This is a genomic window from Bradyrhizobium sp. URHC0002 (assembly GCF_054059515.1).
The window spans coordinates 7,432,050-7,446,731 of sequence record NZ_JBSSCF010000001.1 but is presented as its reverse complement, the minus strand read 5'-3'; the positions used below and the strand labels follow the sequence as shown (position 1 = coordinate 7,446,731).

9 protein-coding genes are annotated in these 14,682 nt (G+C 63.3%); 8 read left to right on the top strand and 1 reads right to left on the bottom strand.

Annotation, left to right across the window (positions count from 1 at the left end; translation table 11 throughout):
- Positions 1–110: 110 nt before the first annotated feature.
- Positions 111–2,792, top strand: coding sequence for an arylsulfatase (locus ACVWVY_RS36070; protein WP_456630857.1), 2,682 nt, complete (start codon positions 111–113; stop codon positions 2,790–2,792).
- A gap of 39 nt (positions 2,793–2,831) precedes the next feature.
- On the opposite strand, the gene otnC is transcribed toward ACVWVY_RS36070, so the two are convergent.
- The gene (gene otnC / locus ACVWVY_RS36065) at positions 2,832–3,491 is read right to left on the bottom strand and encodes a 3-oxo-tetronate 4-phosphate decarboxylase (RefSeq protein ID WP_456630856.1); all 660 of its coding nucleotides are present in this window, start codon (positions 3,489–3,491) and stop codon (positions 2,832–2,834) included.
- Between the two features lie 121 nt (positions 3,492–3,612).
- Between otnC and ltnD the strand changes: the two genes are divergently transcribed.
- From ltnD to ACVWVY_RS36030, 7 genes are all read left to right on the top strand, one after another.
- A complete protein-coding gene (gene ltnD / locus ACVWVY_RS36060; protein ID WP_456630855.1) occupies positions 3,613–4,527 on the top strand; it encodes an L-threonate dehydrogenase in 915 nt (304 codons plus the stop codon).
- A gap of 26 nt (positions 4,528–4,553) precedes the next feature.
- On the top strand, positions 4,554–5,336 hold the full coding sequence (gene otnI / locus ACVWVY_RS36055; protein ID WP_456630854.1) for a 2-oxo-tetronate isomerase: 783 nt from the start codon (positions 4,554–4,556) through the stop codon (positions 5,334–5,336).
- On the top strand, positions 5,333–6,610 hold the full coding sequence (gene otnK, locus ACVWVY_RS36050; protein WP_456630853.1) for a 3-oxo-tetronate kinase: 1,278 nt from the start codon (positions 5,333–5,335) through the stop codon (positions 6,608–6,610). Before otnI ends, otnK begins: the two co-directional genes overlap by 4 nt.
- A gap of 184 nt (positions 6,611–6,794) precedes the next feature.
- Positions 6,795–8,486, top strand: coding sequence for a methyl-accepting chemotaxis protein (locus tag ACVWVY_RS36045; RefSeq protein ID WP_456630852.1), 1,692 nt, complete (start codon positions 6,795–6,797; stop codon positions 8,484–8,486).
- A gap of 231 nt (positions 8,487–8,717) precedes the next feature.
- A complete protein-coding gene (locus ACVWVY_RS36040; protein ID WP_456630851.1) occupies positions 8,718–10,748 on the top strand; it encodes a methyl-accepting chemotaxis protein in 2,031 nt (676 codons plus the stop codon).
- Positions 10,749–10,992: 244 nt separating this feature from the next.
- Positions 10,993–12,699 carry a methyl-accepting chemotaxis protein gene (locus ACVWVY_RS36035; RefSeq protein WP_456630850.1) on the top strand — a complete coding sequence of 569 codons (1,707 nt, stop codon included), beginning with the start codon at positions 10,993–10,995 and terminating at the stop codon, positions 12,697–12,699.
- A gap of 136 nt (positions 12,700–12,835) precedes the next feature.
- Entirely contained in the window at positions 12,836–14,536 is a 1,701-nt protein-coding gene (locus tag ACVWVY_RS36030) for a methyl-accepting chemotaxis protein (protein WP_456630849.1), read from the top strand.
- The last annotated feature ends 146 nt before the right edge of the window (positions 14,537–14,682 follow it).

Here is a 14,682-nt window from a genome sequence, read left to right as displayed (position 1 = left end):
GGAAGCCTGATCCCGAACGCTAGCTTCCGCTGCTGTTGCTTCTTCATCACTGGTTTTTATTGCGCCGCGGTCTTGCGAGTACCGGCGATAATCCAATGGAGGGCTGCGGTATGAGGCGCGTCAATCCCTTCCTGATTGCAACAAGCCTGACATTGCTTGTTTCTGTCCCGGCATTCGCGCAGCAGATCAACGGCGTACCGGGCGCGCCGAGCGCCACTACGACGATTCCCGGCGACCAGCTTCCGGCCCCGCCGCCGGAATTCGGCGGCAAGATCGAGCGCGAAGCGACGAAATCAACGCCTTACTGGCCCGCGCGCATCGTGCCGCCGGAGGGCGCGCCGAACGTGCTTTTGATCATCACCGACGATTCCGGCTTTGGCGTACCTTCGACGTTCGGCGGCGTCATTCCGACGCCGGCTCTCGATCGCATCGCCAATGATGGCTTGCGCTACACCAATTTCCATTCGACCGCCTTGTGTTCGCCGACGCGCGCGGCGCTGATCACCGGCCGCAATCATCACTCGGTCGGTTATGGCGTTGTTGCCGAACAGGCCACCGGCTATCCCGGCTATGACAGCATCATCACCAGGGACAAGGCCACGATCGGCCGCATCCTGCAGGATAACGGCTACCAGACCGCTTGGTTCGGCAAGAACCATAACACGCCGGAATATCAGGCGAGCCAGGCCGGCCCGTTCGATCAGTGGCCGACCGGCATGGGCTTTGGATATTTTTACGGCTTCATGGGCGGCGACACCAACCAGTGGGAGCCGGGCAATCTGGTTCGCAACACAACGGCGATCTATCCCTATGTCGGAAAGCCCGGTTGGAATCTGGTGACGGCGATGGCCGATGAAGCGGTCGACTACGTCAATCGCATGAACGCCCTGGCGCCCCAGCAACCCTTCCTGGTCAAGTTCGCGCCGGGCGCCACCCACGCCCCGCACCACCCGACACCGGAGTGGGTCAAGAAGATCGGCGACATGAAGCTGTTCGATCGGGGCTGGAACGAGCTGCGCGAAACTATCTTCGAGAACCAGAAGAAACTCGGTGTCATTCCGCAGAATGCGAAGCTCACGCCTTGGCCGAAAGATCTCATCAAGGAATGGGAACAACTCAGTGCCGATGAGAAGAAGCTGTTCCTTCGACAAGTTGACATCTTCGCGGCTTACGTCGCTTATGCCGACAACGAGATTGGCCGCGTGATCCAGGCGATCGATGATCTCGGCAAGCTCGACAATACGCTGATCATCTACATCAACGGCGACAACGGCACGAGCGCCGAAGGCCAGCCCAATGGCACGCCGAACGAAGTGGCAATGTTCAATCAGGCCAATCCGTCGGTCGAGGAGCAGCTCAAATATTTCTACGACGTCTGGGGCACTGACCGCACCTATAATCACATGTCGATCGGCTGGGCCTGGGCGTTTGATACGCCGTTCGCCTGGACCAAGCAGATCGTGTCGCATTTCGGCGGCACCCGCCAGGGCATGGCGATCTCATGGCCGAAGGTGATCAAGGACAAGGGCGGTGTTCGCCACCAGTTCCATCATGTCATCGATGTTGTGCCGACCATCCTCGAGGCGGTCAACATCAAGCAGCCGACGATGGTGGATGGCATCAAGCAGAGCCCGATCGAGGGCGTCAGCATGATGTACACCTTCGATGCGAAGAACGCGAACGCGCCCTCGACGCACAAGACGCAGTATTTCGAGATGTTCGCCGACCGCGCGCTCTATCATGACGGTTGGATTGCCAGCACCAAGGTGCTACGTCCGCCGTGGGTAACGGCAGGCATCAAGCTGCCGAGCCCGCTGGACTATCCCTGGGAGCTCTATGATCTCAGGAACGACTGGACACAGTATGAGGATGTCGCGGCCAAGAATCCTGCCAAGTTGAAGGAGCTGCAGGATCTGTTCTGGAAGGAAGCAGAGAAATACCAGGTGCTGCCGCTCGACGCCTCGGTGGCGGGACGGCTAATGACGCCGCGGCCCAGCCTCAGCGCCGGCCGTACCTCCTTCAGCTGGACGCGTCCGATCACCGGCACGCCGAACGGCGACGCGCCAAGCGTCCTCAACGCCTCCTACAATTTCAAGGCGGACGTGGAGATTCCGCAAGGCGGTGCCGAGGGCATGCTGATCACGCAGGGCGGGCGGTTCGGCGGCTACGGCTTCTATGTGCTGAAGAACAAGCCCGTGTTCACCTGGAACCTGGTTGACCTCAAGCGTGTGCGCTGGGAGGGCCCGGAGCTGACGCAAGGCAAACATGTGATCGAGTTCGATTTCAAATATGACGGCCTCGGCGCTGCGACCATGATGTTCGGCGATTACAGCGGCATCGGGAAGGGCGGTACCGGGGTGCTGAAGGTCGATGGCAAGGACGTGGCGACTGAAAAGATGGAGCACACGCTTCCCTTCATCCTGCAGTGGGATGAGGCGCTCGATATCGGATCGGATACCGGCACGCCGGTCGACGACAACGACTACGCCACGCCGTTCAACTTTACCGGCAAGCTCAACAAGATCACGCTGAATATCGAGCGGCCGAAATTGAGCCCCGAGGATATCAAACGATTGCAGGAAACCGCGCGGGCAGCGGGCGACGGACCATCCGCCGATACCAGCAACACCACCGTGGGTTTGGCGCCGCAGGTCTCCAGCAATATTGGCCTCGGTGTGTTGCAGAAGGTCGAACTGCGCCTGGATAAGCGGGAAGGTTGCCGAAAGCAGGCCGAAGCGAAGGGCCTCGGGATGCTCGAGCGTATCCAGTTCGTCAGGAGCTGCATGCAGTGAGGGCAGCACCGGGAGTGCCGAAGTAATAGAGACAGGGCGTCAGTCGTGCCCGTGCTCGGGCAGCGTGAGCCCGAACACTTTTGACAAATCGGCGACCTGCGCGGGCGTGAGGTAGCGCGGGTTCAGTCCGCGCAGCAGCAGGTAGAGCTTTGCCGTTTCTTCGAGTTCCTCGATCGCAAACACCGCTGCCTCCAGCGTATCGCCCGACACCACCGGCCCGTGATTGGCGAGCAGCACGGAGGAATATTTCCCGGCCAGCCCCTTGATCGCGTCGGCCACCGCCGGATCGCCGGGGCGGTAGTAGGGCACGAGCGCCGTCTGCCCGCATTTCATCAGATAATACGGCGTCATCGGCGGCAGCGCGGCGCGGGGGTCGATCTCGGGCAGCATCGACAACGCCACCGAGTGGGCTGAATGCAGATGCACGACCGCGCGGGCGGCGCTGCGGGTCTGGTACAGCGCGGTGTGGAGCGGCACTTCCTTGGTTGGCGCATCGCCGGAAACCAGCCGTCCATTCGGTCCAAGCCGCGACATTCGCGCCGGGTCGAGCGAGCCGAGCGAGGCATTGGTCGGCGTCACCAGCCAGCCGCCGTCGTCGAGTTTCACGCTGATATTGCCCGAGGAGCCCGGCGTCAGCCCGCGCTCGAACAGCGAGCGGCCAAGGCGGCAGATTTCCTCGCGAATCCTTGTTTCGCTCATGCACATAGCCCTGTTTCCTCAGCCTTTTCCCACGCTTTGGCAGCGCGGCCAAGCCGTGATACCCAGAGGCAAGGCTGCCGGCCAATGGCGGCTAGAATGAAACCAATTGAGGGACCGCCGCATGCCAGAATCCGCCAAACCGCGCGTCGCCGTCATCGGTCTGGGCTCGATGGGGTTCGGCATGGCGACCTCGCTGGGCCGCGCCGGGCTCGAAGTGACCGGCTGCGACGTCTCGGCGGACTCCGTGGCGCGGTTCGTGGCTGAAGGCGGCAAGGGGGCGAGCACGCCGGCGGAGGCCGCGAAATCGGCCGACATCGTCGTCAGCGTGGTCGTCAACGCTGCCCAGACCGAGACAATCCTGTTCGGCGCCAAAGGCGTCGCCGAAACCCTGGGCAAAGGAGCCGTGTTCATCTCCTCCGCCACCATGGACCCCGATGTCGCGCGGCGGCTGGCCAAGCAGTTGGAGGCAACGGAGCGGCACTACCTCGACGCGCCGATATCAGGCGGTGCGCAGCGCGCAGCACAGGGCGAACTCACGATCCTGGCCTCCGGCAGTCCAGCGGCCTTTGCCAAAGCGCGTCCGGCCCTCGATGCGATGGCCGCAAAGCTTTACGAGCTCGGCGATGACGCCGGCCAGGGCGCGGCGTTCAAGATGATCAACCAGTTGCTGGCCGGCGTCCACATCGCCGCCGCCTCGGAAGCCATCGCATTCGCCGCCAAGCAGGGCCTCGACATCCGCAAGGTCTATGAGGTGATCACGGCGTCCGCCGGCAATTCCTGGATGTTCGAGAACCGCATGCCGCATGTGCTCGACGGCGACTACGCACCGCGCAGCGCCGTTGAAATCTTCGTCAAGGATCTCGGCATCATCCAGGACATGGCGCGTTCGCAAAAGTTCCCGGTGCCGGTCGCCGCCGCCGCGCTGCAGATGTTTCTGATGACGGCCGCATCGGGCATGGGTCGTGATGACGACGCCTCGGTGGCGCGGATGTATGCTCGCGTCACCGGCACGCATCTGCCGGGTGAGCCGAAGTAGTCGCAAGATCAAGAAGGGGACGCTCGATGCCGCGCTTTGCCGCCAATCTCTCCATGATGTTCACCGATGTGCCGTTCCTCGATCGCTTCGATGCGGCGGCGAAAGCGGGATTTACCGCAGTCGAATTCCTGTTTCCCTACGATCATCCGGCGGACGCCGTCGGCGAGCGGTTGAAAAAGAACGGCCTGACGCAGGCGCTGTTCAACCTGCCGCCGGGCAATTGGGACGCCGGCGAAAAAGGCTTTGCCGCGCTGCCGGAACGCTTTGACGATCTGAAGCGAAGCCTGGAAACGGCGCTGCCTTACGCGGAAGCCACTGGCGTCAAGCGCCTGCATCTGATGGCCGGCATCGCCAACCGCAGCGAACCGAAAGCCGTCGAGCAGTTTTATAAATCGGTGGCGTGGGCCGCGGAGTTCTTCGCAGCCTATGGCCTCGACGTCGTGATCGAACCGATCAATGCCCGCAACGTGCCGGGCTATTTTCTCAACGATTTTGGCTTCGCGCGCGACCTGATCACCGAATTGAAGATCCCGAACCTGAAACTGCAGTTCGACATCTATCACTGCCAGATCATTCATGGCGACGTCACCATGCGGCTGCGCGAGATGATGCCGATCACAGGCCACGTCCAGATCGCCAGCATTCCCTCGCGCAACGAACCCGATGGCGAGGAGCTGAACTATCCGTTCCTGTTCGCCGAGCTCGACCGGCTCGGCTACGGCGGCTTCGTCGGCTGCGAATACAACCCGCGGGCCAAGACCACCGATGGCCTTGGCTGGTTCAAGCCCTATGCCGGAGCAAAACCGTGAAATTGTCTTTGGGCTGCATCGCCGACGACTACACCGGCGCTTCCGATCTTGCCAACACGCTGACCCGTCAGGGTCTGCGCACGGTGCAGACCATCGGCGTACCGTCGGACGACCTCGCGCTGCCGGAGGTCGACGCGGTGGTGGTGTCGCTCAAGAGCCGTTCGATCGAGGCTGGTGTTGCGGTTGATCGTTCGCGCGCCGCCGAAAAATGGCTGCGCGGCCGTGGCGCCGGCCACGTGCTGTTCAAGATCTGCTCGACCTTCGATTCCACCGACGCCGGCAATATCGGTCCCGTGATGGATGCGCTGCGCGCCGATTCCGGCGACGCCATCGTGCTGGTGACGCCGGCCTTTCCGGAAACCGGCCGCACTGTCTATCAGGGCAACCTGTTCGTCGGCTCCGTGCCGCTGAACGAAAGCCCGCTGAAGGATCATCCGCTCAATCCGATGCACGATTCCAATCTGGTGCGGGTGCTGGCGCGCCAGAGCCAGACCAAGGTCGGGCTGGTCGATCTCGCCACGCTTTCGCGCGGAGCGGATGCGGTTCGCGGACGTCTCGCCGACCTCGCGGGCAAGGGCCTTGGCGCCGCTGTTATCGACGCCGTGTTCGACCGCGACCTCGAAACCATCGGGGGCGTCGCACTGGATCATCGAATGTCGGTCGGCGCGTCCGGCATCGGGCTCGGCCTTGCCCGGGCGCTGGTCGCCTCCGGCAAGGTCAAATCGGCTTCGGCAGGTGCTACGTCCGGGGCGCCGGTCGGCGGGCCGGCGGCGTGCCTGGCCGGGAGTTGCTCGCAGGCGACGCTGGCCCAGATCGCCAACGCCGAAAAGACCATGGCCGTGCTGCATCTCGATCCCGAACAGATCGTCGCCGGCCCCGGCGAGGTACGTCGCGCGCTAGCCTGGGCGGGTGACCGAATCAGCGGCGGTCCCATCCTGATCGCCTCAAGCTCGACGCCGGACCAGGTCGCAGCTCTGCAATCTCGTCATGGCCGCGATGCAGCCGGACATGCCATCGAGCAGGCGATGGCCGATATCGCCGAAGGCCTGGTGCAGTCAGGCGTGCGGCGGCTGGTGGTCGCGGGTGGTGAAACTTCAGGCGCCGTCGTCGATCGCCTGCGCATTCCAGGATTCCTCGTAGGCGCAGAAATCGCTGCAGGAGTGCCGGTTTTAAGCGCTGTTGGCGCTGACAGAGATGAGATGCTGCTTGCCCTGAAATCGGGCAATTTCGGTGGGCCCGAGTTTTTTTCCGATGCTCTAAAGCTGATGCGCTGATCGCTTCGCAGCCGTTGATGTCCAGGTGAGATCGGCCCCGCGTCGGCATTTTTGTCAACGCGCGTTAACTCTACCTGAGGACGCATCGGGTTTTATTTTCGCAACGGCATCCTTTTGATTCCCGACTTTCTCTGCCTCGTCACGTTCGGCGTGCCCTCGCGCCCAAAACCAAGAGATTCCCGCCATGCTCGCCAAATACTCCATCCGCACCAAGATTATCGCCGTGGTCGCCTTCCTGCTCGTCGCGATGACGGGCATGGGCCTGCTCTCGGTCAGGAACATGCGCGCCATCAACGCCAACACGGTGGACATCTCGACGAGCTGGTTGCCGAGCGTCCGCGTGCTCGGCGACCTGCGCGCCGGCGTCATTACCTATCGCAACGTGATCCGCGAGCACATGCTGGCCGAGACGCTGGAAGAAAAGCTGGCGAACGAAAAGACGCTCACCACCGTTATCGAGGTCACTACCAAGGCCCGCACCGCCTATGAACCGATGATTACCTCCGCGGAAGAGCGGGCGCTGTACAACGAATGGGTCAAGTTGTGGGAAAGCTACAAGAAGAGCAGCGACGAGGTCATGGCGCTGTCCCGCAAGGCGGCCGGCCAGGTTCCCCGTGAGGCCCATGAGCTGAATACCAAGACGGCCAACAAGATCGCGCTCGACGCGGACACCGTTCTCAGGAAGGACATCGACCTCAACAACGCCGGCGCCGACAAGGCGGCGCAGGATGCAGCCGATAGCTACGCTACCTCTTTGATGATGCTCGCCGCGATCCTTGGTGCGGCCGTCATTATCGGTATCGGCGTCAGCTATTATCTGGTCCGCGACGTATCGAGCGGGATTGCCTCCATCGTCATCCCGATGCAGGCGCTGGGCAAAGGCGATTTGAGCGCCAAGGTGCCGCATCAGGGTGAGACGACCGAAATCGGCGCCATGGCGGATACCCTGCAGGTGTTCAAGCAGGAGCTGATTGCCAAGAAGGCCGCCGACGAGGCTGCCGCCGCCGACGCCGAAGCCAAGATCGAGCGCGGCCGCCGCGTCGACGGCATCACCCGCAATTTTGAAACCGTGATCGGCGAGATCGTGCAGACGGTGTCGTCGGCTTCGACGCAGCTCGAAGCCTCCGCCAGCACGCTGTCGGCGACGGCCAAACGGTCGCAGACGCTCACGTCAACGGTGGCGTCGGCTTCCGGGGAAGCCTCGACCAACGTGCAGTCGGTGGCATCGGCGACCGAAGAGCTTTCCTCCTCGGTCACCGAGATTGGCCGTCAGGTGCAGGAATCGGCGCGGATGGCAACCGATGCGGTGGGCCAGGCCCGCGTCACAAACGACCGGGTCAGCCAACTTTCCAAGGCGGCGGGTCGTATCGGCGACGTCGTCGAACTTATCAACACCATCGCAGGCCAGACCAATTTGCTGGCGCTCAACGCCACCATCGAGGCGGCGCGCGCGGGCGATGCCGGCCGCGGGTTCGCGGTCGTGGCGTCGGAAGTCAAGGCGCTCGCGGAGCAGACGGCAAAAGCCACCGGCGAGATCAGCCAGCAGATCACCGGCATTCAGGGCGCGACCCAGGAGTCGGTGAATGCGATCAAGGAAATCAGCGGCACCATTGAACGGCTGGCGGAGATCTCGTCGGCCATCGCGGCGGCCGTAGAAGAGCAGGGCGCGGCGACGCAGGAAATTTCGCGCAACGTGCAGCAGGCTGCTCGCGGAACCCAGCAGGTTTCTTCCAACATCTCCGACGTTCAGCGCGGCGCCAGCGAGACCGGCGCCGCCTCCTCGCAGGTGCTCTCGGCGGCGCAGTCGCTGTCGGGCGACAGCCATCGTCTCAGGCTTGAGGTCGGCAAGTTTCTGGATTCGGTCCGGGCCGCCTGACGGCCGGTCGATGGCCGGCCGAAGGGGCCGGCTTTCCGGCCTTCTTCGCGTAATACGCGAATTCGGTACATCTGCAACCCGAGTGAAACTCCGTAGAATCACGCAAGCGGAAATTAACCGGTCCCGGCTACGCTTGCCGGTACTTTTCGGGGCCGCGCGCGCAGGCTGGCTCCGTCGCGGCGCAACTTCCGCTTCCGGAAAATGCGCTTCAGAAAATTTGGGGTCGTCGACATGATCAAGCTCAACCGTATCGGAAACAAATTGGGCTTGGCCGGGGCGGTCGGCGTCATGCTGGCGATCGGCATGGTCGCCAACCAGATGGTCACCGAATCGAAAATCGAGGGATCCAGCGAGCGCGCCGCGCGATCGCAGCAGGTAGCGAATAATGCGCTCGCCGCGCATATCGACCTGCGGAAGATTCAGCTTGCCGCAGACGACGTCCGCTTGGCGAGAACTCGCGCTGAAGTCGAAAAGGCCCTTGCCGATCTGCAGCGCCACAAGGCGGGCGCGGCAACGGAGCTGGAGGCGGCGCTGGCAATAGCCCAGCGGCCGGAAGCCAAGGAACAGCTGCAGAAGACCAGGGCTTTGATGGAAGGCTTTGCCGCGGCAGTGGAAGATCTCGCGAAGGCGCAGATGACCCTGCTGGCGCAGATCGAGAAGCGCTCGGCGATTTCCGAAGAATGGAACAAGTCGGTCGATTCTCAGATGAAGCTGCCGGCCATGCAAAAGCTGGACAACCGCCTCGAGATCGAGCGTTTGCTGTTTCAAGCCGATGGCAAGGTGAACGCGCTGCGGGCGGCTGCCTGGAAGCTCGGCGCCACCGGCGATGCCAATTTGGTCACGGAGATGGGCAAGACCGAGGCCTCGCTGAAGGATGTTTTCAACAAGCTGCGTGGCGAAGCCGACGACCGGGATTTGCTGGTCGTGGTCAGCAACCTTTCCTCGATCGTGAAGCGCTTCCTGGCCGCCAACGAGGACGCCGTAAAAACCGAGCAGTCGAAAAGCGAAATCATCGCCACCCGCACCGTCAAGGCCGCAGCTGACGTCGCCTACCTGATGGAGGAGACGGTCGGGGGTGCGCAGAAGGATGCGAAGATTTCCAAGGACGCGGTGATGTCCGATACGGAGCGCGCCAACCAGATCAACCTGATCATGGCGATCGTCGTCGTCCTGTCGTTGATTGCCTCGGTGGTGTTTTCCTTCCTCGGGGTCGCACGTCCGATGACGCGCCTGAATGGTGCGTTGGGCAAGATGGCCGGCGGCGATATCGACGTCGAGATTCCCGGCGCCGGCCGCGGCGACGAAATCGGTGACCTCGCCAAGACGGTGACCGTCATTCGCGAGAACGCCGAGCACAAGGCGCGCGAGGAAGCCGGAGCCAAGGTCGAGCAGGACCAGGTCGCGACGCGGCGGCGCAAGGCCGAAATGATCAAGCTCGCCGATGATTTCGAAGGCGCAGTCGGCAAGATCGTGGAGACCGTGTCGGCGGCTTCGAGCGAACTCGAGGCCTCCGCCGGCACGCTGACGGCGACCGCCGAACGCGCCCAGGAACTGACCACGATGGTGGCCGCGGCTTCCGAGGAAGCGTCCACCAATGTGCAGTCGGTGGCCTCCTCCACCGAGGAGATGGCCTCGTCCATCACCGAGATCGGTCGTCAGGTTCAGGAATCGGCGCGGATGGCCAATGAGGCCGTCGATCAGGCCCGCACCACCAATGACCGGGTCAGCGAATTGTCGAAGGCGGCAGCCCGCATCGGCGCGGTGGTCGAACTTATCAACACCATCGCCGAACAGACCAATTTGCTAGCGCTCAACGCCACCATCGAGGCGGCCCGCGCCGGCGACGCCGGCCGCGGTTTCGCCGTCGTGGCGTCCGAGGTGAAGGCGCTGGCGGAACAGACCTCGAAGGCGACCGGCGAAATCGGTCAGCAGATCACGGGCATCCAGGCGGCGACCGCGGAGTCCGTCGGGGCGATCCAGGCGATCAGCACCACGATCGAGAAGCTATCGGAGATATCCTCGACCATTGCGGCCGCCGTGGAAGAGCAGGGTGCTGCAACCCAGGAAATCTCTCGCAATGTGCAGCAGGCTGCCCGGGGCACCCAGCAGGTTTCCGCCAACATCACCGACGTGCAGCGCGGCGCCGGCGAGACCGGCACGGCGTCCTCGCAGGTGCTATCGTCGGCCCAGTCGCTGTCATCGGAGTCGGGCCGCCTCAAGCTCCAGGTCGGCAAGTTCCTCAATTCGGTGCGGGCGGCTTGATTTATCCGCCATCAGGAAAATTGAAGGCCCGGCGCGCTTCGCGGCCGGGCTTTTCTTTTTCGCGGGTGGAGCATCAGTTGGCTCAAGCCGCTTCTTGTCGCCAGCGAGAAATCGATATCGGCTTCGGCAAGTAACTCGTGAGCCACCGTAGAGTTACGGGGCGTCAATTTTACATTGGATAAAGAGCCGCTGCCTAAACCCTTTGTACAGGCTGTTTTTTAGCCGCTGACAAAGAGGTCTCCTGATGTCGCTCCTGGCGAATTTCCGTGTGCTCACGAAAGTATTGGCGATTATTTGTGTGCTGTCGCTGATCACGGGAATCATGGCCTGGCTCGGGATCAGTTCGCTGCATTCGGTGAGCGACCGCGCCGGCACCATGGCGCGGTCGGCGGAACGCGCTTTGCTGGCTACCCGCGCCAACAACAATGTGGTGGCGATGAACCGCGCCGAGTTTCGCAGCGCTCTTGATCCTCGCGACGAAAACAGGCTGGCTGCGCGCGCGGTGATTGATGAGCAGGTCAAGCAGCTCGAGGAGCGTCTTGCCGAGGTGAGCAAGACCACTGACGAGAAGACGCAGGCCCTGTTGCCGGCCGTCAGATCGGCGCTTTCCACCTATCAGTCGCAAATGAAGCAGACGCTTCAGTCGGTCGACGACGCCAAATCCGTGGAGCTGACGCAGTCGGCGGCAGGGTTGCGGGACGTGGCGATGAAGAGCCGCGCCGCAGCAGAGACGCTGCAGATCGCTATCCGCGCGGTGGCGACCAGGCTTGACCAGCGGGTCATGGAAAACAACAAGGCCGCGGAGGAGGAGTATGCCGCCGCGTCGCGGCTGCTTGTCATCCTCGCGGTCGGAAGCGTGGTGTTCGGCCTGGGGTTCGGCTTCGCGGTCGGTCAGTACGGCATTGCCAAACCGATCCGGACGGTGGTCGAGTTGTTGCAGCAGCTCGCCGCCGGCAAATACGACGTCGGCATTTCGGGCACGGAGCGCGGCGACGAGGTCGGCGACGTCGCCAGAACCGCCCTGGTGTTCAAGGAAAATGGCCTTGCCCGGATCCGAATGGAGCGTGAGCAGAAGGAGGCGGAAGTCCGTGCCGCCGCGCAACGCCGCACCGATATGCTTCAGCTCGCCGACGGTTTCGAGCGGGCGGTAGGCGAGATCGTCGAAACCGTGTCGTCGGCCTCTACCGAACTCGAAGCCTCCGCGAGCACGCTGACATCGACCGCAGAACGCTCGCAGGAATTGACCACCGTGGTGGCGTCGGCTTCGGAAGAAGCTTCGACCAACGTGCAGTCGGTCGCCTCCGCCACCGAGGAGCTCTCTTCTTCGGTCAATGAGATCAGCCGTCAGGTCCAGGAATCAGCGCGGATGGCGAGCGAGGCCGTCGGTCAGGCCCGTCACACCAACGCTCGCGTCGGCGAATTGTCGAAGGCGGCGGCCCGCATCGGCGATGTCGTCGAGCTCATCAACACCATCGCCGGCCAGACCAATCTGCTGGCGCTCAACGCCACCATCGAGGCGGCGCGCGCCGGCGAGGCCGGCCGCGGTTTTGCGGTCGTGGCGTCGGAAGTGAAGGCGCTCGCGGAACAGACGGCGAAGGCCACCGGCGAGATCGGTCAGCAGATATCCAGCATTCAGGCCGCGACCCAGGAGTCGGTCGGCGCGATCAGGGAGATCAGTGGCACCATCGAAAGGCTGTCGGAAATTTCCTCGACGATTGCGGCGGCCGTGGAAGAGCAGGGCGCGGCGACGCAGGAGATTTCCCGCAACGTGCAGCAGGCAGCGCAAGGTACCCAGCAGGTCTCCGCCAACATCACGGACGTGCAGCGCGGCGCCGGCGAAACCGGCTCGGCCTCGACGCAGGTGCTCTCCGCCGCCCAGTCCCTGTCCACGGACTCCAACCGCCTCAAGCTCGAGGTCGGCAAGTTCCTCAATTCGGTGCGGGCGGCCTGAGGCGCTGGCTGCGTGAAGTCAGCTAATGGAGAACTCAGTATATCTACTGAGTAGATATTAACGGGAAGAGAGCGGCTCACCTATACGATTCCGCGCAATGGGGCGGACGACCTCTGTCGTCGCGTGGAGATCAAGCATGTTTGGAACGATACGCCGGGCCAGGATGACGGTTGGCCGAAGGATCTATGGCCTCATCTGCCTCAGCTTCGTCGGGCTGCTGGGCGTCGCCTTTTTCGAATCGCGCGAACTGGCATCGAGCCTCGACCAGCAGAAACAGATCGAGCTGCGGCACCTCGGCGAGCTCGCGCTCGGCATCGTCAAGGAAGAGCATGCCGCGGCGCAGAAGGGCGGCGTTTCGGACGCCGACGCCCAGAAGCGCGCGATGGCGCGGATCGGGGCGCTCCGCTACGGCAACAACGACTATTTCTGGATCAACGACATGCATCCGAAGATGGTGATGCATCCGATCAAGCCGGAGATGAACGGCAACGATCTGTCGAGCTACAAGGATCCGAACGGCAAGCTGCTGTTCGTCGACTTCGTCGATGCGGTCAAAAAGAGCGGCTCAGGCTTCGTTCCCTATGAGTGGCCCAAGCCGGGCTTCGACAAGCCGCAGCCGAAACTGTCCTACGTGGTCGGCTTCGCGCCGTGGAACTGGCTCGTCGGCACCGGCGTCTATATCGACGACCTGAAGGCGCAGACCTGGGCTTCGACCCAGCGGTCGCTGATCGTTGCCGGCGTGATCCTGCTGTTCATGCTCGTGGTGTCGATCTTCGTGGCGCGTAGCGTCACCGGTCCGCTGCGACGGATGACGGCCGCGATGAACGATCTCGCCAGCGGCAACCTTGCCGTCGAGGTGCCCGGCGTCGGACGCGGCGACGAGGTCGGCGAGATGGCCAAGGCGGTCGAGATCTTCAAGAGCAATGCCGTCGCCCGCCAGTCGCTGGAGGTCGAGCAACGCGCGGCCGAGACCCGCGCCGTCGCGAGCCGCAAGTCGGACATGAACAAGATGGCCGACGATTTCGAGGCCGCGGTCGGCCGGATCGTCGAGACCGTGTCGTCTGCGTCCGGCCAACTCGAGGTTTCGGCGGGCACGCTGACCGCGACCGCGGAGCGCGCGCAGGAACTCACGACCGCAGTCGCGGCGGCCTCCGAGGAAGCTTCCACCAACGTACAATCGGTGGCCTCCGCCACCGAGGAGATGGCCTCGTCCGTCACCGAGATCAGCCGTCAGGTGCAGGAATCGGCGCGGATGGCCAATGACGCCGTCGATCAGGCGCGGGTCACCAACGACCGCGTCAGCGAATTGTCGAAGGCGGCAACCCGCATCGGCGACGTCGTCGAACTGATCAACACCATCGCGGGCCAGACCAATCTGCTTGCGCTCAACGCCACCATCGAGGCGGCGCGCGCCGGCGAAGCAGGCCGCGGCTTCGCGGTCGTGGCGTCCGAGGTAAAGGCGCTGGCCGAGCAGACCGCAAAGGCCACCGGCGAGATCGGCCAGCAGATATCAGGCATCCAGGCGGCGACCCAGGAATCCGTGAACGCGATCCAGGCGATCAGCGGCACCATCGAGAAGCTGTCGGAGATTTCATCGACCATCGCGGCGGCGGTGGAAGAACAGGGTGCCGCGACGCAGGAGATTTCCCGCAACGTGCAGCAGGCCTCGATGGGAACCCAGCAGGTCTCTTCCAATATTACCGACGTGCAGCGCGGCGCCAGTGAAACCGGATCGGCGTCCTCGCAGGTGCTTGCGGCAGCGCAATCGCTGTCGGGCGACTCCAACCGCCTCAAGCTCGAGGTCGGCAGGTTCCTCGACTCGGTGCGGGCGGCCTGATCCTGCTGACAATGCGGTCCGAAGCCGGCTCCTGATGCCGGCTTTGCCACCGCCGATGAATCCGAATCAGAAGCGCGAAGCCGCCTTCGGGGCAGCCCGCTGCTCGGCTGTACGAGGAGCAGGAAACATCCCTAGATCGTAAAATT

Coding starts and splice junctions, on each gene's coding strand:
- ACVWVY_RS36070 (WP_456630857.1), top strand. CDS start 111: ATGAGGCGCGTCAATCCCTTCCTGATTGCAACAAGCCTGACATTGCTT.
- otnC (WP_456630856.1), bottom strand. CDS start 3,491: ATGAGCGAAACAAGGATTCGCGAGGAAATCTGCCGCCTTGGCCGCTCG.
- ltnD (WP_456630855.1), top strand. CDS start 3,613: ATGCCAGAATCCGCCAAACCGCGCGTCGCCGTCATCGGTCTGGGCTCG.
- otnI (WP_456630854.1), top strand. CDS start 4,554: ATGCCGCGCTTTGCCGCCAATCTCTCCATGATGTTCACCGATGTGCCG.
- ACVWVY_RS36045 (WP_456630852.1), top strand. CDS start 6,795: ATGCTCGCCAAATACTCCATCCGCACCAAGATTATCGCCGTGGTCGCC.
- ACVWVY_RS36040 (WP_456630851.1), top strand. CDS start 8,718: ATGATCAAGCTCAACCGTATCGGAAACAAATTGGGCTTGGCCGGGGCG.
- ACVWVY_RS36035 (WP_456630850.1), top strand. CDS start 10,993: ATGTCGCTCCTGGCGAATTTCCGTGTGCTCACGAAAGTATTGGCGATT.
- ACVWVY_RS36030 (WP_456630849.1), top strand. CDS start 12,836: ATGTTTGGAACGATACGCCGGGCCAGGATGACGGTTGGCCGAAGGATC.